General features: G+C 56.8%; 20 protein-coding genes. 15 read left to right on the plus strand and 5 right to left on the minus strand.

Annotation, left to right across the window (positions count from 1 at the left end; all coding sequences use genetic code 11):
* Nucleotides 1-361: 361 nt before the first annotated feature.
* On the plus strand, nt 362-1,615 hold the full coding sequence (glyA, locus tag QZQ97_RS16730) for a serine hydroxymethyltransferase (protein WP_311994362.1): 1,254 nt from the start codon (nt 362-364) through the stop codon (nt 1,613-1,615).
* 154 nt (nt 1,616-1,769) lie between these two features.
* Nucleotides 1,770-2,921, plus strand: coding sequence for a 3-phenylpropionate MFS transporter (locus QZQ97_RS16735; protein WP_311994363.1), 1,152 nt, complete (start codon nt 1,770-1,772; stop codon nt 2,919-2,921).
* Here QZQ97_RS16735 and csiE read toward each other — a convergent pair.
* A complete protein-coding gene (gene csiE / locus QZQ97_RS16740; protein ID WP_311994364.1) occupies nt 2,918-4,183 on the minus strand; it encodes a stationary phase inducible protein CsiE in 1,266 nt (421 codons plus the stop codon). The genes QZQ97_RS16735 and csiE overlap by 4 nt on opposite strands.
* Before the next feature lie 178 nt (nt 4,184-4,361).
* On the opposite strand from csiE, the gene QZQ97_RS16745 reads away from it, so the two are divergent.
* Nucleotides 4,362-4,997: a DUF1007 family protein gene (locus tag QZQ97_RS16745; protein WP_311994365.1), complete on the plus strand. Its 636-nt coding sequence runs from the start codon at nt 4,362-4,364 to the stop codon at nt 4,995-4,997.
* Nucleotides 4,988-6,010: a nickel/cobalt transporter gene (locus QZQ97_RS16750; RefSeq protein ID WP_311994366.1), complete on the plus strand. Its 1,023-nt coding sequence runs from the start codon at nt 4,988-4,990 to the stop codon at nt 6,008-6,010. Before QZQ97_RS16745 ends, QZQ97_RS16750 begins: the two co-directional genes overlap by 10 nt.
* A 63-nt stretch (nt 6,011-6,073) precedes the next feature.
* Here the strand turns inward: QZQ97_RS16750 and suhB are convergent, their stop codons facing one another.
* Nucleotides 6,074-6,877, minus strand: a complete 804-nt coding sequence (gene suhB / locus QZQ97_RS16755; RefSeq protein ID WP_004952100.1) for an inositol-1-monophosphatase — start codon at nt 6,875-6,877, stop codon at nt 6,074-6,076.
* 119 nt (nt 6,878-6,996) lie between these two features.
* Between suhB and trmJ the strand changes: the two genes are divergently transcribed.
* The 11 genes from trmJ to sseB all read left to right on the plus strand — a co-directional run bounded on the left by trmJ (nt 6,997) and on the right by sseB (nt 15,818).
* Complete coding sequence (gene trmJ / locus QZQ97_RS16760; RefSeq protein ID WP_311994367.1) at nt 6,997-7,731, plus strand: tRNA (cytosine(32)/uridine(32)-2'-O)-methyltransferase TrmJ; 735 nt, start codon at nt 6,997-6,999, stop codon at nt 7,729-7,731.
* A 194-nt stretch (nt 7,732-7,925) separates the two neighbouring features.
* Nucleotides 7,926-8,420, plus strand: coding sequence for a Fe-S cluster assembly transcriptional regulator IscR (gene iscR, locus QZQ97_RS16765; RefSeq protein ID WP_006318200.1), 495 nt, complete (start codon nt 7,926-7,928; stop codon nt 8,418-8,420).
* A 54-nt stretch (nt 8,421-8,474) separates the two neighbouring features.
* Nucleotides 8,475-9,689, plus strand: a complete 1,215-nt coding sequence (locus tag QZQ97_RS16770) for an IscS subfamily cysteine desulfurase (protein ID WP_311994368.1) — start codon at nt 8,475-8,477, stop codon at nt 9,687-9,689.
* 24 nt (nt 9,690-9,713) lie between these two features.
* Nucleotides 9,714-10,100 carry a Fe-S cluster assembly scaffold IscU gene (iscU, locus tag QZQ97_RS16775; RefSeq protein ID WP_004952090.1) on the plus strand — a complete coding sequence of 129 codons (387 nt, stop codon included), beginning with the start codon at nt 9,714-9,716 and terminating at the stop codon, nt 10,098-10,100.
* A gap of 62 nt (nt 10,101-10,162) precedes the next feature.
* Nucleotides 10,163-10,486 carry an iron-sulfur cluster assembly protein IscA gene (gene iscA / locus QZQ97_RS16780; protein WP_004952089.1) on the plus strand — a complete coding sequence of 108 codons (324 nt, stop codon included), beginning with the start codon at nt 10,163-10,165 and terminating at the stop codon, nt 10,484-10,486.
* A 63-nt stretch (nt 10,487-10,549) separates the two neighbouring features.
* The gene (hscB, locus tag QZQ97_RS16785) at nt 10,550-11,071 is read left to right on the plus strand and encodes a co-chaperone HscB (RefSeq protein WP_311994369.1); all 522 of its coding nucleotides are present in this window, start codon (nt 10,550-10,552) and stop codon (nt 11,069-11,071) included.
* Between the two features lie 26 nt (nt 11,072-11,097).
* Nucleotides 11,098-12,948 (plus strand): Fe-S protein assembly chaperone HscA, encoded by a 1,851-nt coding sequence (gene hscA, locus QZQ97_RS16790; protein ID WP_311994370.1) that lies wholly within the window; start codon nt 11,098-11,100, stop codon nt 12,946-12,948.
* Nucleotides 12,949-12,950: 2 nt separating this feature from the next.
* A complete protein-coding gene (gene fdx / locus QZQ97_RS16795; RefSeq protein ID WP_004952086.1) occupies nt 12,951-13,286 on the plus strand; it encodes an ISC system 2Fe-2S type ferredoxin in 336 nt (111 codons plus the stop codon).
* A 32-nt stretch (nt 13,287-13,318) separates the two neighbouring features.
* Nucleotides 13,319-13,519 (plus strand): Fe-S cluster assembly protein IscX, encoded by a 201-nt coding sequence (gene iscX / locus QZQ97_RS16800; RefSeq protein WP_006327336.1) that lies wholly within the window; start codon nt 13,319-13,321, stop codon nt 13,517-13,519.
* Nucleotides 13,520-13,602: 83 nt separating this feature from the next.
* Nucleotides 13,603-14,898 (plus strand): aminopeptidase PepB, encoded by a 1,296-nt coding sequence (pepB, locus tag QZQ97_RS16805; protein ID WP_311994371.1) that lies wholly within the window; start codon nt 13,603-13,605, stop codon nt 14,896-14,898.
* A gap of 89 nt (nt 14,899-14,987) precedes the next feature.
* Nucleotides 14,988-15,818, plus strand: coding sequence for an enhanced serine sensitivity protein SseB (sseB, locus tag QZQ97_RS16810; RefSeq protein ID WP_311994372.1), 831 nt, complete (start codon nt 14,988-14,990; stop codon nt 15,816-15,818).
* Nucleotides 15,819-15,829: 11 nt separating this feature from the next.
* Here the strand turns inward: sseB and QZQ97_RS16815 are convergent, their stop codons facing one another.
* The 3 genes from QZQ97_RS16815 to QZQ97_RS16825 all read right to left on the minus strand — a co-directional run bounded on the left by QZQ97_RS16815 (nt 15,830) and on the right by QZQ97_RS16825 (nt 19,722).
* A complete protein-coding gene (locus QZQ97_RS16815) occupies nt 15,830-16,618 on the minus strand; it encodes a MurR/RpiR family transcriptional regulator (protein WP_311994373.1) in 789 nt (262 codons plus the stop codon).
* Between the two features lie 166 nt (nt 16,619-16,784).
* A complete protein-coding gene (locus QZQ97_RS16820; RefSeq protein WP_311994374.1) occupies nt 16,785-18,143 on the minus strand; it encodes a 6-phospho-alpha-glucosidase in 1,359 nt (452 codons plus the stop codon).
* A gap of 13 nt (nt 18,144-18,156) precedes the next feature.
* Entirely contained in the window at nt 18,157-19,722 is a 1,566-nt protein-coding gene (locus QZQ97_RS16825; RefSeq protein WP_311994375.1) for a PTS transporter subunit EIIC, read from the minus strand.
* Nucleotides 19,723-19,889: the final 167 nt, after the last annotated feature.

Genomic DNA, 19,889 nt, shown 5'->3' on the forward strand with positions numbered 1-19,889 from the left:
TTGACTTCAATTATTGGCGTATTCAAAAGGTGCATTTTAAATGCATCTTTTGATTTGCACAAATACTAGCGATTTCCGCCGGGGCTGTAAATACCCTTATTTCTGTTGCGGAATTGTTAAGCGACGATCCCGCTCACAGAACATGAAAAAAACGCATCCTCGGCATGAGTAAAAGTCCGTTGCCGGATGGCGTGATTTATCGGATCAAAGCCTTGCAGTTCGTCATGCCAATCGTTTGCGTAAAAACCTCTGTCAAGACCTATCCTCGGTAGGGGAAAACAGTTTACACTGTTGCCCAGAACCCAAACGGGTAGTTATTTGGTGATTTTTTAGTTAGCCGATTTAAGTCAGGAGATGCCGGATGTTAAAGCGTGAAATGAACATTGCCGATTACGATGCCGAACTGTGGCGTGCAATGGAGCAAGAAGTCGTGCGTCAGGAAGAGCACATTGAGCTGATTGCGTCTGAGAACTACACCAGCCCGCGCGTAATGCAGGCTCAGGGTTCCCAGTTGACCAACAAATACGCTGAAGGCTATCCGGGCAAGCGTTATTACGGCGGCTGCGAATACGTGGATATCGTTGAGCAACTGGCCATTGACCGTGCTAAAGAGCTGTTTGGCGCAGATTACGCCAACGTGCAGCCGCACTCCGGCTCCCAGGCTAACTTCGCCGTCTACACCGCGCTGCTGCAGCCGGGCGACACCATTCTGGGCATGAACCTGGCGCACGGCGGCCACCTGACCCACGGTTCACCGGTCAACCTGTCCGGCAAGCTGTACAACGTGGTGCCTTACGGCATCAACGAAAAAGGCGAAATCGACTACGACGATCTGGCCAAACAGGCTCAGACCCACAAACCAAAAATGATCATCGGCGGCTTCTCGGCCTTCTCCGGTCTGGTTGACTGGGCAAAAATGCGTGAAATCGCCGACAGTATCGGCGCTTACCTGTTCGTTGACATGGCGCACGTTGCGGGCCTGATCGCCGCCGGCGTTTATCCGAACCCGGTTCCGCACGCGCACATCGTTACCACCACCACCCACAAAACCCTGGCGGGCCCGCGTGGCGGCCTGATCCTGGCGAAGGGCGGTGATGAAGATCTGTACAAGAAGCTGAACTCCGCCGTATTCCCAGGCGGCCAGGGCGGCCCGCTGATGCATGTGATTGCCGGTAAAGCGGTAGCGCTGAAAGAAGCGATGGAGCCTGAGTTCAAGGTTTACCAGCAGCAAGTCGCCAAGAACGCCAAAGCGATGGTGAAGGTGTTCCTGGAGCGCGGTTACAAAGTGGTTTCCGGCGGGACTCATAACCACCTGTTCCTGCTGGACCTGGTTGACAAAAACCTGACCGGTAAAGAAGCTGACGCTGCCCTGGGCCGCGCCAACATCACCGTGAACAAAAACAGCGTGCCGAACGATCCGAAGAGCCCGTTCGTTACCTCTGGCATACGTATCGGCACGCCGGCTGTGACCCGTCGCGGCTTCAAAGAAGCTGAAGTGACTGAGTTGGCCGGCTGGATCTGCGATGTGCTGGACAACATCAACGATGAAGCCACCATCGAACGCACCAAGAAGAAAGTACTGGATATCTGCGCCCGCCTGCCGGTCTACGCATAATTCTGCTTTCTCTTTAAAAACCCGCTTCGGCGGGTTTTTTTATGCCTGTACCGGCAAACTGTGAACTGCTTAGCACTCTATCCCCTTGATCGTGAATGAGCATTGCTCGTGGGTGTGAGCTCTGTCAAAGTATCGCCTACACACCGGAGGGATCATGGTTCTGCAATCAACGCGTTGGCTGGCTCTCAGTTATTTCACCTACTTCTTTTCTTATGGCATCTTCTTACCGTTTTGGGGCGTCTGGCTGAAAGGCGAAGGCATAGCGCCTGAAACCATCGGCATTTTGCTCGGTGCCGGTTTGATCGCGCGTTTCCTCGGCAGTTTGCTGATTGCTCCCCGGGTTAAAGATCCTTCCCATCTGGTGACGGCATTACGCCTGCTGGCGTTGCTGACGCTGGCCTTTGCCGTCGGGTTCTGCTTCGGTAATGGCTGGGGTTGGCTGATGCTGGTGATTGCCGGCTTCAACCTGTTCTTCTCGCCGTTGGTGCCGTTGACCGACGCGCTGGCCGCCACCTGGCAAAAACAAATCACCATGGATTACGGGCGTGTCAGGCTGTGGGGCTCGCTGGCGTTTGTGATCGGCTCGGCGCTGACCGGGCAAATGGTGTCGGTCTGGGGCCATAACGCCATTCTCTATAGCTTGATCGTCAGCGTGCTGGCGATGCTGTTGGGCATGATGCTGAAACCGAGCGTTATGCCGCAAGGGGAGACGCGTACCCAAAGCGGGCCAGACCGCTCACTGCGCGACATGCTCAAGGAAGGGCCGGTCTGGCGTTTTCTGCTGTGCGTCACTTTGCTGCAGGGCGCGCACGCCGGTTATTACAGCTTTGGTTCTATCTACTGGCAGGAGGCCGGTTACTCGGCTTCGACGATCGGTTATCTGTGGTCGCTGGGCGTGGTGGCAGAAGTCGTCATTTTCGCCAGCAGCAATTTCCTGTTCCGCCGCTGGAATGCGCGCAACCTGCTGCTGCTTTCCGCCTGCTGCGGGGTGCTGCGCTGGAGCCTGATGGCCACCAGCACCGAGCTGGGCTGGCTGTTGGTGATCCAAATCCTGCATTGCGGCACCTTTACCGTTTGCCATCTGGCGGCGATGCGTTTTATCGCTGCGCGCAAAGGGCCGGAGGTGATCCGGTTGCAGGCGATTTACTCGGCGCTGGCGATGGGCGGCGGTATTGCGATTATGACGGTGATTGCCGGCTTCCTGTTTGAACATCTGCAAGGCGGGGTATTCTGGGTGATGGCGGCAGTGGCGTTGCCGGCGTTGTTTATCCGCCCGCCGGCCGTTGCGGTCAGCGGCAGCCGTTAAGAGGCTTCCAGCAGCGCGCGGATGGCTTTGCGCTGCTGGCGTTCTAACGGCAACTCGGTATAAATCAGCGGCGGTTGCGGCTCACTGTGCACCGCCGCATAAGGGCTAATCACCAGCGTGACACCCTGCGGCGCGCCGGAGCGCAGGTAATCGCGCAGTGGCAGATACTTGATGTTCAACGGCAGCAGCGTTAATTCGCGGATCTGATATTCCACTTCCTCTTCCAATTGCGGATTGTCCAGCGTCAGTAACAGCACCTGTTTTTCCTGCAGCGCGTTACCCTGCATCAGCCAGGCGCCGAAACTGATGGCAACCAACCCCGCCTCCTCACTGGAAAAACGAATTTCATATTCCTGTTCGAGCGGTGCCAGCGCTTCCTGAGTGGTGCGCATCAGGCGCGGGTACATGCGTAACACTTCCTCAAGCAACATGTTGTCAATGCCGATGTCGAAACGACAGCGCTCGACCGCAGGCGCCAGATGGGCGAAAAGCTGGCTGATCAAATCCTCTTTACTGCTGAAGGTCATGCCGGAAATCTGCTGGAAGCGCTCGACCATGTTTTCAATCGCTCTCATTAACCGCAGATCTTCCTCCGAGTCGTTGCTGTGGTAGCTGTGGTTTTTCAGCATGGTGAACATCAGCACCAGAAAATCGCTTTCGCTGGTCTCGGGTTGCAGGGCGAAAAGCTGATTTAGCGATTGATGCAGCACGCTGGCCGCCTGGTACTCAGGTTTCTGATGCAACCAGGTGCGCTGGGTGGCGTTGAATAGCGGGTGCCGTTGGCACTGGATTTCCCAGGCGCAGTAACACAGGTAATGCTGCAGAAATTGGCGATCGCGTTGATCGAGAGGGCGGTTGAGCAGCGGTTCACAGCTGCTGATGTAACTTTCCAACTGTGGCGTCGGATCGGCGTTTACCGCCAGCGCCTGATGCAGCCAGGGGGAAAAATGTTGGTCGATAAATTCCGGGCTGCAGCGCAGGGCTCTGCGCAACCAGTGGAGCAGGCAGAGGCGTTGGTTGAGCGCGCTTCCCTTGAGCCGGTAACCTTCGTCGGAATTGCCGACGATCTCCAGATGGTGGAAACGCTGGATTTCACTGGCAACCTCGGCTATATCTTGCCGGGCGGTAGGGTGGTCGACGCCGTTGACTTGGCTGATAGTCTCCAGTTGTACTGCGGGCACCGGCGCATACAGCATCAGTAACAGATGGCAGCGCCGTTGTTGACCGGAGAGCTCAGGCACGGGAGCAGTGTCCAGGCTCATATCACCTTCTGGCAGGTAACGTTTAAATTATGAATAAGCATAGCAAAAGGCTGTGCAACGGCGTGGCTGCGGCATCCGGTTTTATTTCGGCTTACAACTTTCGTCACAATTATTGTGCCGATTAACGGCGGTTGAAGATTGGTTAATGTTACTTTATAACAATAATGAGTATTATTTGATGATGACCTTACGTTTTATCGTGGCCGGTTTTTTAGCGTTATTCAGCGCCGGCGCTGTCGCTCACCCGCACAGCTTTATTGATATGAACACCACCTTCGTGGCGAAAGATCAAAAACTGGTCGGCTTGAAAATGGTTTGGGTAATGGATGAAATCACCTCTGCGGATCTGCTGTACGATGCGCAGAACGCGAAAAGCGACTCGGAAGTGTGGAAAAAGCTGGCGGCGGAAGTGATGGCCAACGTGCTCGGTCAGCACTATTTCACCGACGTGTATCGCGACGGCAAGCCGGTGAAATACCTGAATCTGCCGACCGAATACCATTTGTCACGCCAGGGGCACCAGGCGGTGCTGGAGTTTGTGCTGCCACTGGCCGAACCGCAGCCGCTGGCAGGCAAGCCGTTTGAAATCTCCACCTACGATCCCACCTATTTTGTCGATATGACCTACAAAGATAAAACGGCGCTGCATTTGCCGCCGGAAATGGCCCCACAGTGCAAGTTCAGCCTGATGACGCCGAAGCCGGATTCCTCTTTGCAGGCATACGCATTGTCCCTCGATAAGAACGATGCACCCAGCGAAGATATGGCGCTCGGGCAGCAGTTTGCGCAGCGGGTTAGTTTGCAATGTCGATAAACCTCAGCCAGAACGCAGCGCGCAGGCGGCACTGGGCCTTCAGCCTGTGGCCGTTGTTGTTGTTTGCGCTGTTGCTGGCGTTGGCGGCGCAGCTGGCGTGGCATTATTGGCCGCAGTTGTTGATGCAAAGCGTGGTGTGGCAAAAGGGGCTGCACCAGCAACTGGCCGGCCTGTTGCAGCAGGTAAAAGCCGCCCCCCAGCAGGCCGGGCTGGCGTTGATGCTGTTTAGCCTGAGCTATGGCGTGCTGCATGCGCTTGGCCCCGGACACGGCAAGGTGGTGATCGCCACCTATCTGGCCACTCACCCGGCGCGGCTGAAAAGCAGCCTGAAACTGACCTTCGCCGCCTCTTTGGTTCAGGGGCTGGTGGCTATCGCGTTGGTGACTCTGATGCTGGTGGTGTTGCAGTTATCCTCTCGCCAGTTGCACCAAAGCAGTTTCTGGCTGGAGAAGGGCAGTTTTATTCTGGTCATGCTGCTCGGCGTGTTGCTGAGCTGGCGGGCGCTGAAACGCCTGTATTATGCGGTGAAGGCGATGCGCCCGTCACCGGCGCTGCGTATCAGCAGCTTGCAACCGTTGCCGACTCATCATGTTCACAACGAACACTGTGGTTGCGGGCACCGTCATTTGCCGAGCGACAGCGAATTGCAGGCGGGCAGCGACTGGCGTACGCAAACCGCTATCGTGCTGGCGATGGGCATGCGCCCCTGCTCCGGGGCGATACTGGTGCTGCTGTTTTCCAAGGTGATCGGCGTGTTCACCTGGGGTGTTATTTCGGCGTTGGCGATGGCGTTTGGCACGTCGTTGACCATTTCATTGTTGGCCTTGCTGGTGCATTACAGCCGCCGGCTGGCGGTGAGGCTCAGCCGTTCGCGCGCGCCTGCCGCCTGGAGCGCCGTAGCCTGGGGAGCGCTGGCGTTGGCCGGTGGCCTGATTCTGCTGTTCGCCGGATTGCTGCTGTATGCCAGCGCCCAGCCGGAATTCGGTGGCGGTATGCGGCCTTTTTCCCGCTGACAGGCATAAAAAAAAGCGCTGCAAAAATGCAGCGCTTTTTCGTATTCAATTCACTTGGCGCTATTAACGCTTCAGCGCTTCGCTCAGCTCTTCACGCATGGTAGAAAGCATGGCTTTCACTACGCGCGGGTTGCCTGCAACCACGTTGCCGGAGCTGAAGTGGTTATGGCCGCCAACAAAGTCGGTCACCAGGCCGCCAGATTCGCGCACCAGCAGTTCGCCGGCGGCAAAGTCCCACGGTTTCAGGCCAATTTCGAAGAAACCGTCGACGCGGCCGGCGGCCACATAGGCCAGATCCAGCGCTGCGGAACCGGTGCGACGGAAGTCTGCACACTGGGTAAACAGCTTGCCAACCACGTTGATGTAAGGGGTAGCGTGCTGTTTAACCTTGAACGGGAAGCCGGTGGCCAGGATGGTGCCATCCAGATCTTTGGCATTGGTGCCGCGCAGACGGTAACCATTGAGCTGTGCGCCCTGGCCGCGGGTAGCGGTAAACAGTTCGTTGCGCATTGGATCGTAAACCACAGCCACTTCAGTACGGCCTTTGATGCGTACGGCGATGGAAACGGAGAAGTGTGGGAAACGTTTGATGAAGTTTGAGGTGCCATCCAGTGGATCGATCACCCATTGCACATCCTGATCTTCGCCGACCAGCTCACCGCGTTCTTCGGTAACAATAGTGTGTTGCGGATAAGACTTGCGGATCACGTCGATGATCAGATGCTCTGCATCGCGATCGACGTTAGTGACAAAGTCATTGGTCCCTTTCTGGCTCGCTTCTACAGCGTCCGGGGTTTCGTAGTTTTTGGCAATCAGGTTACCGGCCTTGCGCGCAGCGCGCACGGCGATAGTCAGCATCGGATGCATGGGTATCTTCCAACTAGGATGTTAAAGAACAGGAAACGGCGCGAAGTATAGCAGCTGTTCGGCAAAATGCCTACGGCTGTGTTAAGATGCTGTGATTTTCCGCTACGCTCAGAGTTTGTATGCTGCACAACATCCGCATTGTTCTGGTAGAAACCTCCCATACCGGTAACATGGGCTCGACCGCAAGAGCCATGAAAACCATGGGGTTGACCAACCTTTATCTGGTTAATCCGCTGATAAAACCTGATTCGCAGGCGATTGCCCTGGCCGCAGGCGCCAGCGACGTAATCGGCAACGCCACTATCGTCGACACCCTTGATGATGCTATCGCCGGCTGTAGCCTGGTGGTCGGCACCAGCGCGCGTTCACGCACGTTGCCGTGGCCGATGCTGGAACCGCGCGAGTGCGGCGTACGCGCCGTGCACGAAGGCGAACATGCGCCGGTCGCGCTGGTGTTCGGCCGCGAACGCGTTGGCCTGACCAACGATGAACTGCAAAAGTGCCATTATCACGTCGCCATTCCCGCCAACCCGGATTACAGCTCGTTGAACCTGGCGATGGCGGTGCAGATCCTGGCTTATGAAGTGCGCGTTGCCTATCTCGATCGTCAGCAAGTGGGCGTGCCGCCGTTGGAAGAGACGCCGTATCCGCTGGTGGACGACCTCGAACGTTTCTACCAACATCTGGAACAAACGCTGCAGCACAGCGGCTTTATCCGCCCGGCACATCCGGGGCAGGTGATGAGCAGATTACGCCGTTTATTCACCCGTGCGCGCCCGGAAGCTCAGGAGCTGAGTATCCTGCGCGGCATGCTGACGTCGATAGAGAAACAGGATAAACATCAAGGTAATTAATTTGATGTGGCGTAACGGTCGGTAATAATAGTATTAGTTATCCAATGGTTATAACATGCATTTTATATGCTTTAGATCTGGCTAAGGCCAAAACGTGCTAATACTTGAGTAAATTAGTAGGTTAAATAGTTGACTGATTTACTCGGGAATGTCAGAATTTCGGCCATGTTTCACCAACAGGTAACCATTTAGCTATGAGACTGACATCCAAAGGCCGTTATGCCGTAACCGCTATGCTTGACGTGGCATTGCACTCCCAGGAAGGGCCCGTTCCTCTGGCGGATATTTCCGAGCGCCAAGGGATTTCGCTCTCTTATCTGGAACAATTATTCTCCCGTCTGCGTAAAAATGGCCTGGTTGCCAGCGTGCGTGGGCCGGGCGGTGGTTATCTGCTGGGAAAAGACGCAAGTGAGATCGCCGTTGGCGCTGTCATCACCGCTGTCGATGAATCGGTAGATGCAACCCGTTGCCAGGGTAAAGAAGGCTGCCAAGGTGGTGATCGCTGTCTGACTCATACCCTGTGGCGCGATCTGAGCGAGCGCATCAGCGGGTTCCTGAACAACATTACGCTGGCAGAACTGGTGAACAACCAGGAAGTGCTGGTGGTGGCGGACCGTCAGAACAACGATACCCGTCGCACGGCCAACGGTCGTCCGCAAGAAACTATCAACGTTAATCTGCGCGCATAAGCAGCTGGCGATATTTTTTTAGTTTTTGGAAGTGATGTACGGAGCACAAGAGCAATGAAATTACCGATTTATCTCGATTACTCAGCAACGACGCCGGTTGATCCGCGCGTTGCCGAGAAAATGATGCAGTTTTTGACCCTGGACGGGACTTTCGGTAACCCGGCTTCCCGTTCCCACCGTTTCGGGTGGCAAGCGGAAGAAGCGGTAGATATCGCCCGTAACCAAATTGCTGAACTGGTTGGCGCCGACCCGCGTGAAATCGTGTTCACTTCCGGAGCGACCGAATCCGATAACCTGGCGATTAAAGGTGCGGCCAATTTCTATCAAAAGAAAGGCAAGCACATCATCACCAGCAAAACCGAACACAAAGCCGTGCTGGACACCTGTCGTCAGCTCGAGCGTGAAGGGTTTGAAGTGACCTACCTGGCGCCGCAGAGCAACGGGATTATCAGTTTGCAGGCTCTCGAAGCCGCCATGCGTGAAGACACCATCCTGGTATCGATCATGCATGTGAACAATGAAATCGGCGTGGTGCAGGATATTGAAGCTATCGGCGAAATGTGCCGTGCGCGCGGTATCATTTACCACGTTGACGCTACCCAGAGCGTGGGCAAACTGCCTATCGATCTGAGCAAGCTGAAAGTCGATCTGATGTCGTTCTCCGGCCACAAAATCTATGGCCCGAAAGGCATTGGCGCATTGTATGTGCGTCGTAAACCGCGTATTCGCATCGAAGCCCAGGTTCACGGCGGCGGTCACGAGCGCGGTATGCGTTCCGGCACCCTGCCTGTGCATCAGATCGCCGGTATGGGCGAAGCCTACCGTATCGCCAAAGAAGAAATGGCGACGGAAATGGCACGCCTGCGTACGCTTCGCGATCGTCTGTGGAACGGCGTGAAAGATATGGAAGAAGTGTATCTGAACGGCGATCTGGAACACGGCGTTCCGAACATCCTCAACGTCAGCTTCAACTATGTTGAGGGTGAATCGCTGATCATGGCGCTGAAAGACCTGGCCGTCTCTTCAGGCTCCGCCTGTACCTCCGCTAGCCTTGAACCCTCCTACGTGCTGCGCGCGTTGGGAATGACCGACGAGTTGGCGCATAGCTCGATCCGTTTCTCTCTGGGGCGTTTCACCACGGAAGAAGAGATCGATTACACCATTCAACTGGTGCGTAAATCCATCGGCCGCCTGCGCGACCTGTCTCCGCTGTGGGACATGTTCAAACAGGGCGTGGATATCAACAGCATCGAATGGGCACATCATTAATTCTCAGGATTCAGGAGCAAGGTCATGGCTTACAGCGAAAAAGTAATCGATCATTATGAAAACCCACGTAATGTGGGCTCGTTTGACAACGAAGATCCTACCGTCGGTAGCGGCATGGTGGGTGCACCGGCCTGTGGCGACGTGATGAAGCTGCAGATCAAAGTCAACAATGAAGGCATCATTGAAGACGCACGTTTCAAAACTTACGGCTGCGGTTCCGCCATCGCCTCCAGCTCGCTGGTGACCGAATGGATGAAAGGCAAGTCTCTTGATCAGGCCGAAGCGATCAAAAACACTCAGATCGCCGAAGAACTGGAATTGCCGCCGGTTAAAATTCACTGCTCCATTCTGGCTGAAGACGCCATCAAAGCAGCGATCGCCGACTACAAGAGCAAGCACAGCGCCAAGTAGTTTTTCTGAGTCAGTGGGCCCGGCCGGCCTGGCTGGGCTTTGATTTGAAGTGTGAGGTTGTGATGTCAATTACCATGAGCGACAGCGCTGCGCAGCGTGTTCAGGCTTTTATGAATAACCGTGGCAAAGGTTTAGGCCTGCGTCTGGGGGTAAGAACCTCCGGCTGTTCCGGGATGGCGTACGTGCTGGAATTTGTTGACGAAATGAACGATGACGACATCGTTTTTGAAAACAAAGGCGTCAAGGTGATCATCGACGGCAAGAGCCTGGTCTACCTTGACGGCACCGAGCTTGATTTCGTCAAGGAAGGCTTGAACGAAGGCTTCAAGTTCAACAACCCCAATGTCTCGAGCGAGTGTGGTTGCGGCGAAAGTTTCAACGTCTGACAGCCCATCGTGCTCCCCCGCAGCGTGCGGGGGAACTCCATCCGATAACGCCCAGAGCACGCTATGGATTATTTTACTTTATTCGGGCTGCCGGTTCGCTATTCCGTGGACGGCGGCCTGCTTGCATCTCGCTATCAGGATCTGCAGCGCCAATTCCATCCCGATCGCAACGCCCTCCAGCCAGAGCGCGAACGCCTGATGGCGTTGCAGCAGGCGGCGACCATCAATGAAGCCTACCAGACGCTGAAGCACCCATTAAAACGCGCGGAGTATATGTTATCTTTGCACGGTTTTGATTTGGGCAACGAACAGCACACTTTGCGCGATACCGCGTTCCTGATGGAACAGCTGGAACTGCGTGAAGAGCTCGACGCCATTGAACGCAAAGCGGATGCGGAAAGCCTGCTGGCCGATTTTGGCGCGCGGGTGAACGAGACGGTCAAACAGCGCAGCGCGCTGATGGTGCAGCAGTTGGATAGCCAGCAGTGGCCTGATGCCGCCGACACCGTGCGTAAGCTGCGCTTTTTGGACAAACTCCAGCAACAGGTTGAACAACTCGAAGAAAAACTGCTGGGTTTTGAGTAATACATTCTGATTGTGGAAGCTTCAATATGGCCTTATTACAAATTAGCGAGCCTGGCCTCAGCGCCGCGCCGCACCAGCGCCGTCTGGCTGCCGGTATTGATTTAGGCACCACCAATTCTCTGGTCGCCACGGTACGCAGTGGGCAGGCGGAAACGCTGGCCGACGCGCAGGGGCGCGATTTACTGCCCTCGGTGGTGCACTATCAGGCTGACGGGTTGCGTGTAGGTTGGGAAGCGCGCCGGCAGGCGGCGCAGGATCCGGCCAATACCATCAGCTCGATCAAACGCATGATGGGCCGCTCGCTGGCCGACGTTCAACTGCGTTACCCGAACCTGCCGTACCAATTCCAGTCCAGCGATAACGGTCTGCCGATGATCGTCACCGCCGCCGGTCTGGTGAATCCGGTAGGTGTTTCCGCCGACATTCTCAGGGCACTTTCCGCTCGCGCACAAGCGGCGCTGGAAGGGGAGCTCGACGGTGTAGTTATCACCGTTCCCGCTTATTTTGATGATGCACAGCGCCAGGGCACCAAAGACGCTGCGCGTCTGGCCGGCCTGCATGTGCTGCGCCTGCTGAACGAACCGACCGCTGCGGCGATTGCCTATGGCCTGGACTCCGGTCAGGAAGGCACCATTGCGGTTTATGATCTGGGCGGCGGGACCTTTGATATTTCCATTCTGCGCCTGAGCCGCGGGGTGTTTGAAGTGCTGGCCACCGGCGGAGACTCTGCGCTGGGCGGTGATGACTTTGACCACCTGCTGGCCGACTGGTTGCGCGAGCAGGCCGGCGTGGCGGATCGCAGCGATCACGGCGTTCAGCGCCAGTTATTGGATGCGGCCATCGCCGCCAAAATTGCGTTGAGCGATGCCGACAGCGTCAGTGTCGACGTGGCCAACTGGCAAGGCGAAGTGACCCGCGCGCAGTTCGATGCGCTGATAGCCCCCCTGGTTAAACGCACTCTGATGGCCTGCCGCCGCGCGCTGAAAGATGCCGGTGTCAGTGCGGAAGAGGTGTTGGAAGTGGTGATGGTGGGCGGCTCCACTCGCGTGCCGCTGGTACGTGAGCAGGTGGGAGCGTTCTTTGGCCGCACGCCGCTGACGTCTATCGATCCGGACAAAGTGGTCGCCATCGGCGCGGCGATCCAGGCCGATATCCTGGTGGGCAACAAGCCGGACAGCGACATGTTGTTGCTGGACGTGATCCCGCTGTCGCTCGGTCTGGAAACCATGGGCGGTCTGGTAGAGAAAGTGATCCCGCGCAATACCACCATTCCGGTGGCGCGCGCGCAGGAATTCACCACCTTTAAAGACGGCCAGAGCGCGATGATGATCCACGTGTTGCAGGGTGAGCGTGAGCTGGTGCAGGATTGCCGTTCGCTGGCGCGCTTCTCGCTGCGCGGATTACCGCCAATGCCTGCCGGCGGTGCGCATATCCGCGTCACCTTCCAGGTGGATGCGGACGGCCTGCTGAGCGTCACTGCGATGGAGAAATCCACCGGCGTTGAGGCTTCGATCCAGGTGAAACCGTCTTATGGCCTGTCCGACGGCGAAATCGCCGACATGATCAAAGATTCGATGGCCAATGCGCAGAGCGACGTTGGCGCGCGCATGCTGGCGGAACAGCGGGTAGAGGCGTCGCGGGTGCTGGAAAGCCTGCAGGGCGCCCTGGCCAGCGATGCCGCCTTGTTGAGCGAAGCGGAAAGCACGGCGATTAGCGCTGCGGTGGAAGACCTGCAACAGGCGACGCAGGGCACCGATCCCGCCGCCATTGAAGCCGCAATAAAAACATTAGATGCACAAACGCAAGATTTTGCCGCACGCCGTATGGACGCTTCCATTCGTCGCGCGCTGGCTGGCCATTCTGTGGATGAGGTTTAATCATGCCTAAAATTGTTTTTCTGCCCCATCAAGATCTCTGCCCGGAAGGGGCGGTACTGGAAGCCGAACAAGGGGAATCAATCCTTAACGTTGCCCTGCGCAACGGGATTGAAATCGAGCACGCTTGCGAGAAATCCTGCGCTTGCACCACCTGCCATTGCATCGTGCGCGAAGGCTTTGATTCGCTCGAAGAGAGCAGCGAGCTGGAAGACGACATGCTGGACAAGGCCTGGGGTCTGGAGCCGGAAAGCCGTCTGAGCTGTCAGGCATTGGTCGCCGATGAGGACCTGGTGGTAGAAATGCCTCGTTATACCGTCAACCACGCGCGTGAGCATTAATTGCTAGTTGCGGCGCAAAGCTGGAGATCATAATGGGACTGAAGTGGACCGACAGCCGTGAAATCGGCGAAGCCCTGTACGACCAATACCCGGATACCGATCCGAAAACCGTACGTTTTACCGACATGCATCAGTGGATTTGCGATCTCGAAGAGTTTGACGACGATCCTCAGGCTTCCAACGAAAAAATACTGGAAGCGATTCTGCTGGTCTGGTTAGATGAAGCGGAGTAAATAGCGTAATGGGCTGCCTTGGGCAGCCCGTTTATTTTGTATCCGACAAGATTAATAAAAGAATAATCCGGAGTGAGAAGGCTATGACAACTGAAATTATGCTGGTAACGCTGTCGCACCAACCTGCCGACGCTCGCTGGGGCGAGAAAGCGTTGCTGAGTACCAATGCGGAAGGGATGACCATTCACCTGACCGGCAACGACAAGCTGGGCAGCGTTCAGCGCGCCGCGCGTAAAATCGACGGCCAGGGCATCAAAAACGTCAAACTGGCCGGTGAGGGCTGGGATCTGGAAAACAGCTGGGCATTCTGGCAGGGGTTCCGTGGGCCGAAAGGCAAACGCAGCGTCGAGTGGGCAGAGCTGCCGGAAGCCGACCGCAAAGAGCTGGAACAGCGCCTGAAAATTGTTGACTGGGTACGCGACACCATCAATATGCCGGCTGAAGATCTGGGGCCGGAGCAACTGGCAACCCGTGCCGTCGATCTGCTGTGTGATGTCGGCTGCGATGCCGTCAGTTACCGCATCACCAAGGGTGAAGATCTGCGCGAGCAGAACTACGCCGGCCTCCACACCGTGGGCCGCGGTTCCGACCGTTCCCCCGTGCTGCTGGCGTTGGATTTCAACCCGACCGGCAACCCGGATGCGCCGGTATTCGCTTGCCTGGTGGGGAAAGGCATCACTTTTGACACCGGCGGTTACAGCCTGAAGCAAAGCGCTTTTATGGACTCGATGAAGTCCGACATGGGCGGCGCTGCCACCATTACCGGCGCACTGGCGCTGGCTGCCGCTCGTGGCCTGAAGCAGCGCGTGAAGCTGTACCTGTGCTGTGCCGACAACATGGTCAGCGGCAATGCCTTCAAACTGGGCGATATCATCCGCTACCGCAACGGCAAAACCGTTGAGGTGATGAATACCGATGCGGAAGGGCGTTTGGTGCTGGCTGATGGCCTGATTGACGCCTCCGAGCAAAACCCGGAGCTGATTATCGACTGCGCCACCCTGACCGGCGCGGCGAAAACGGCGGTAGGTAACGATTACCATGCGCTGTTCAGCTTTGACGATGCGCTGGCGCAGGAACTGCTGACCAGCGCGACGGCGGAGCAAGAACCTTTCTGGCGCCTGCCGCTGGCCGAGTTCCACCGCAGCCAATTGCCGTCCAACTTTGCCGAGCTGAACAACGTGGCCGGCCCGGCTTACACCGCCGGTGCCAGCACCGCGGCCGCCTTCCTGTCGCATTTCGTGAAAAACTATCAGCAAGGCTGGTTGCACATCGACTGTTCCGCTACCTACCGTAAAGGCGCAGTGGATCAGTGGTCTGCCGGCGCGACCGGTCTGGGCGTGCGGACTTTGGCCAATCTGCTGCTGAGCAAAGCCAAATAATTGAAAGCCCGCAGCAGCGGGCGGTAGAATATGGTTTATCCTCGGGGCCCAGCATGCTGGGCCCCGTTATTTAATTGCTGGAGTTTGCCATGAGTTCCCATCATCACGATGCCGCCCCGGGCGAGAACGAACTTGAACGTCTGCTGAAGCTGGCGGTGACGGAGCCGGCCCATCGCCCGGCGTTTTTCCGCGAGTTGCTCGATGCCACGGTATTGATTCTCGGCGACAGCGATCAGGTTCAGCAGGACGGCGACATTACGCTGAATGCCGATACTCCGGTGAATATCCAGCACTGGGAAAAACAGGATGGCGGCAGCATCATTCCGTTCTTCTCCTCGCTGGAAGCGTTGCAGAAAGCCGTCGAGGATGAACAGCCGTTTATCGCCATGCCGGCGCGAGTATTGTTTGAGATTACCGAAGGGGCGGATCTGTTCCTCAACCCGAAAGCCGAATACGGCAAAGAGTTCTATCCCGAGGAAGTCGCGATGCTGCTGGCTAGCGGCGGCGTAGCCAAGCCTGCGGAACGCTATATCGATAAGGATACCCAGATCCTGCTGGGCCAGCCGGAAGAGTATCCGTCGGCGATGGTGGATGCGTTGACCACGTTGTTCAGCCAGCGCAAACCGGTACGCCGCGCGTTTTTGGCACTGATGCATGATCAGGCGGTGGATGAAAAGCCTAACCTGCTGGTGGGGCTGGAAGTGGATGGCGATCAAGGGGATATCGAAGCCTTGATCAACGAAGCCGGCAGCGTGGCCAGCGAAACGGCGCCCAACGACGAACCGGTGGATTTTTGTCTGGTATCGGAAAAAGAGCGTGGGGTCAGCCATTATTTGATCACCCATACTCAACCTTTCTACCAGCGCCGCTGGGGCAGTTGGTTGCGTAACATCATTCCCTCGACAGACAAAACGCAGTAACCCTTCTATTGCTACCGTGCGGCGTGCAGCCCGCCGGTAGCGCTCAACAACAATAAATCCATCAACATCACCAGGTTCGATTCGAACGAGGTTATCTCACCGGCATCGACCGCCGCGTCACTGGCGTCGTCGTACAACGGAAAGTGGATATCCGCCAGCGGCGCTAACGGGTTGATGGAGGCGCGGGTAAAAGCCACCACTTTCATGCCGATGTTGCGCGCGATGCGCGTCTTGTCCAGCACTTGCTCGGTCTTCCCGCTGCGTGAAATCGCGATCAGTACCCGGTATTTAGGCGCGTTGTTGAGGAAAATGCCGCGACTGTCGCCGCCGCCGGAGACAAAGGCGCTTTTACCGAGGATCTGCAGTTTCTTTTCCAGGTATTCGGCAAACAGATGCGAAAAGCCGGTGCCGTACAGGTAAAAACTTTCTTCCCGCTGTAACAGGTCGCTGAATGCGGCGATTTTCTCCGCGCTGACGTAGGCAAAGGTTCGCTGGTAGTTGGCGATAAACTGTTGAAACGCCGCCGGCAGATTGCCGGGCGAAGGGGAGGTGAGCACCAGCGTTGGATTGTCGCTCAGCAGCTGTTTGATGGTGAACAGCAGCTCGCTGTAGCCGCTGAACCCCAGTTTGTGACATAAACGCATCACGGTAGCGGTGGAGACAAAGGTTTCGCGCGCCAGCTCGCGCACGGTGAGTTTGCCTACCTGCAGGGCATGGTCGGCGATAAAGGCCAGCACCCGGTATTCGGCGCGGGTGAGATCCTCGCCGCGTTGCAGCAAAGAAGCCAGACGGTTATCCAAGAAATATGCCTCCGGTGGCAAGCGTTGCCTTATCCTAGGGGGCGCAGGGCGGCGATTCAATGCAAAAGAGAGCGGCCAGCCCCGAAAGGCCGGCCGGGTACTGAAATGGGCGCCGGAAAACCACTGAATCATACTAAAACAGAAGATGACGGCTACCGGGCACAAATTATTGCGCGATGCCTTCTTTATAGGCTTGCGCCAACTGCGGCCAATAATCCTGATTGGCGGCTATCATATCGTCCAAAATCGCTTTGGCATGCTGCATGGTTGGCACGGTACGGTTGAGAGTGAACGCTTGCAGCGCCTTCTCATAGCTGCCTTCCAGCGTCGCTTCTACCAGCAGCTGTTCGCAGGCCAGTTGTTGTTCAATCAACCCCTTGTAGAACAGCGGGATTTTACCGACCGTCACCGCTTCCGGGCCGTTAGCCGTAATGTAGGCCGGCACTTCCACCATGGCATCGTAAGGCAGGTTGGCGATGGCGCCGCGATTTTCAACGATCACCAAATGGCGCTGACGCAGATCAAAGGCCAGCGAGCGCGCCACGTCGACAATAAACGAGCCGTGCACGCCAACGTGGAAAGCATCGGGCAGAATGCCTGTTCGTTTATATTCGGCCGCTGCGGCAAACAGCTTTTTCTCGCGCCCGTCCATCACTTCGTTGGCGCGGGTATAGCCCGGATTTTGATGTTCCACGATCTGATTTGGCATCAGGTAATACTGCATATAGGGGTTCGGCAGATATTCCGGGAAGTGGTCCATCAGCGGCTTGATGTTGCGCCAGGTTTTGACCCAGGAAGGATCGGAATGCTGCGGATCGGTGGCTGCCGCGTCTTCGGTCAGCAGGCCAAACCTGGCGATGTGTTCGCGCAACTGCGGCAGGCGATCGACGCCGTCGACCAGGACCTGGGTGAACCAGCCAAAGTGGTTTAAACCAAAGTAATTTACGGTCACCGCTTCGCGATCGACCCCCAGTACCGCCGCTATATTGCGCATCGCCGCCACCGGCATGTCGCAGATGTTCAGCACTCGCGCCTGCGGACGCAGACGGCGCACCCCTTCGGCCACGATCGCCGCCGGATTGGAGTAGTTGACGATCCAGGCGTTGTCCGCATGGCGCTCGACCAGGTCGATCAGTTCAACCATCGGCAGAATGGTGCGAAGCCCGTACGCCAGCCCGCCGGGTCCGCAGGTTTCCTGGCCCACCACGCCGTGGCGCAACGGAATTTTCTCATCCTGTTCACGCATTTTGTACTGACCGACGCGCATTTGCGCGAACACGAAGTGGGCGTGACTGAATGCCACTTCCGGATCGGTGGTGACCGTCAGTTTGATGCTCTGGCTGTGATCGCGGATCACCTTCTCCACCACTGGGGCGATGATGTCCTGCCGCTCGCCGTCAATGTCGTACAGGCGGATCTCCGCCAGCGGAAAATCAGCGAGACGTACCATCAGGCTTTTGACGATGCCCGGTGTGTAAGTGCTGCCGCCACCGGCAATGGCGAGAATGAACGGGGGTTTGGTCATGGTAATTCTCCTGTTAAAGCGCGGTTTCGACCGCTTCACGCATTTTCTTGACGTGCAGCCCATACACCACCTGCACATTGTTGCCGGAGCGAATGACACCCTTGGCTCCGGTGGTTTTTAGCTGCTGCTCATTGATGGTTGAGATATCGCGAACCTTGACCCGCAGACGGGTATAGCAGTTGTCCACTACCTCGATATTTTGTTTGCCTCCCAGCCCGGCGATGATGATATGGCCGACGCTGTCACCCGCGGCTGGCGGTGCGGTGATGGGGGCTTTGCCTTGGTAATCTGCTTTGGAATACAACCGGGTTTCCGTTTCATCGCTCTCGCGCCCGGGGGTTTTGAGATCGAACTTCAGGATCAGGAAACGGAACAACAGGAAATACAGCGCCGCCATAATCAACCCGACCAGGATGTACATCGGCCAGTTGGATTTTTCGATGCCGAGCGGCAGGTTATACAACACGAAGTCGATCACCCCGTTGGCGCCGATGGCATGCACGCCGAACAGGTAAAACAGCATCATGCCGACCCCGGCCAGCACCGCATGCACGCCGAACAGCAGCGGGGCGACGAACAGGAACGAAAACTCCAGCGGTTCGGTAACGCCGAGCAGGAACGAAGTGAAAGCCGCCGGGATCAGGATCGCCTTGGCGGCGTTTTTGCGTTCCGGTTTGGCAGTGACATACATCGCCAGCGCCGCGGCGGTCAGGCCAAACATTTTGCTGATACCGCGTGCGTCCCACACCACCGTTGGGCTGAGCTGCTTCACGCTGTGGCAGGCCATTTCAGCGAAGTAGATATTGCGCGCACCCTGGTAGGCGGTGCCGCAAACGTCCTGCGTGCCGCCCAGTTCGGTGTACAGGAAAGGGGTATAGACCAGGTGATGCAGGCCGGTCGGGATCAAAATGCGCTCCAGAAAGCCGTAAACCAGCACGCCAAATGCGCCGGCGCCGTGAATCGCATAGGCCAGATGGGTAATGCCCTGCTGGGCGTACGGCCACAGGTAGCTGAGGGCAAAACCCAGCGCAATAGCCAGTGGGATCGCCAGAATGGTGACGAAGCAGTGGCCGGAATAGATCGCCATCACCCCGTTGAATTGCACGCCGGAGTAGCGGTTATAGAGATAGCCCGCTATGCCGCCGATCAGAATGCCGGCGAACACGCCCATCTCCAGCACCTGCACGCCCAGCACCATGCCCTGGCCGGCCGCGCGCATCTGTTCTGCCGGCACCAGTTTGTCGTGCAACTGCAAGGTGATATTCATGGCATTGATAAAAATGATGAAGGTCACCAGGCCGATCAGCGCCGCGTAGCCTTTGTCACGCTGCGCCAGCCCAATGGGAATGCCGACGGCAAACACCAGCGCCAGGTTGGCCAGAATGGCGACGGCGGAACGGGAAACCAACTGGCCAAAGTCTTGCACCAGCGGGTGATTCAACAGGGGGATATAGCCTGCCAGATTGCCGTTGCCAAACAGGTTGCCGAGGGCGATAAACAGCCCGACGATCGGCAGAATCAATACCGGTCCGTACAGCGACTTGCCAAAATCCTGCAGCACGTTAACTGCTCTGTTCATTGCATGCCCTCATTATTGCTATTTGTATCGGGGGTCAATCGGATTGAACCTGATGCTAGCAGTGCCGTGGCTGCTTATCTATCTATCCTGTTGTTTTAAAAACAAATAACTCTAATGGTAACAAGTAACGTTACGCAGTGTGATCGGCGTAACAGTTCTTTGCATAG

Origin of the sequence: Serratia sp. root2, from assembly GCF_031931805.1 — a bacterium.
Lineage (GTDB): Bacteria > Pseudomonadota > Gammaproteobacteria > Enterobacterales > Enterobacteriaceae > Serratia > Serratia inhibens.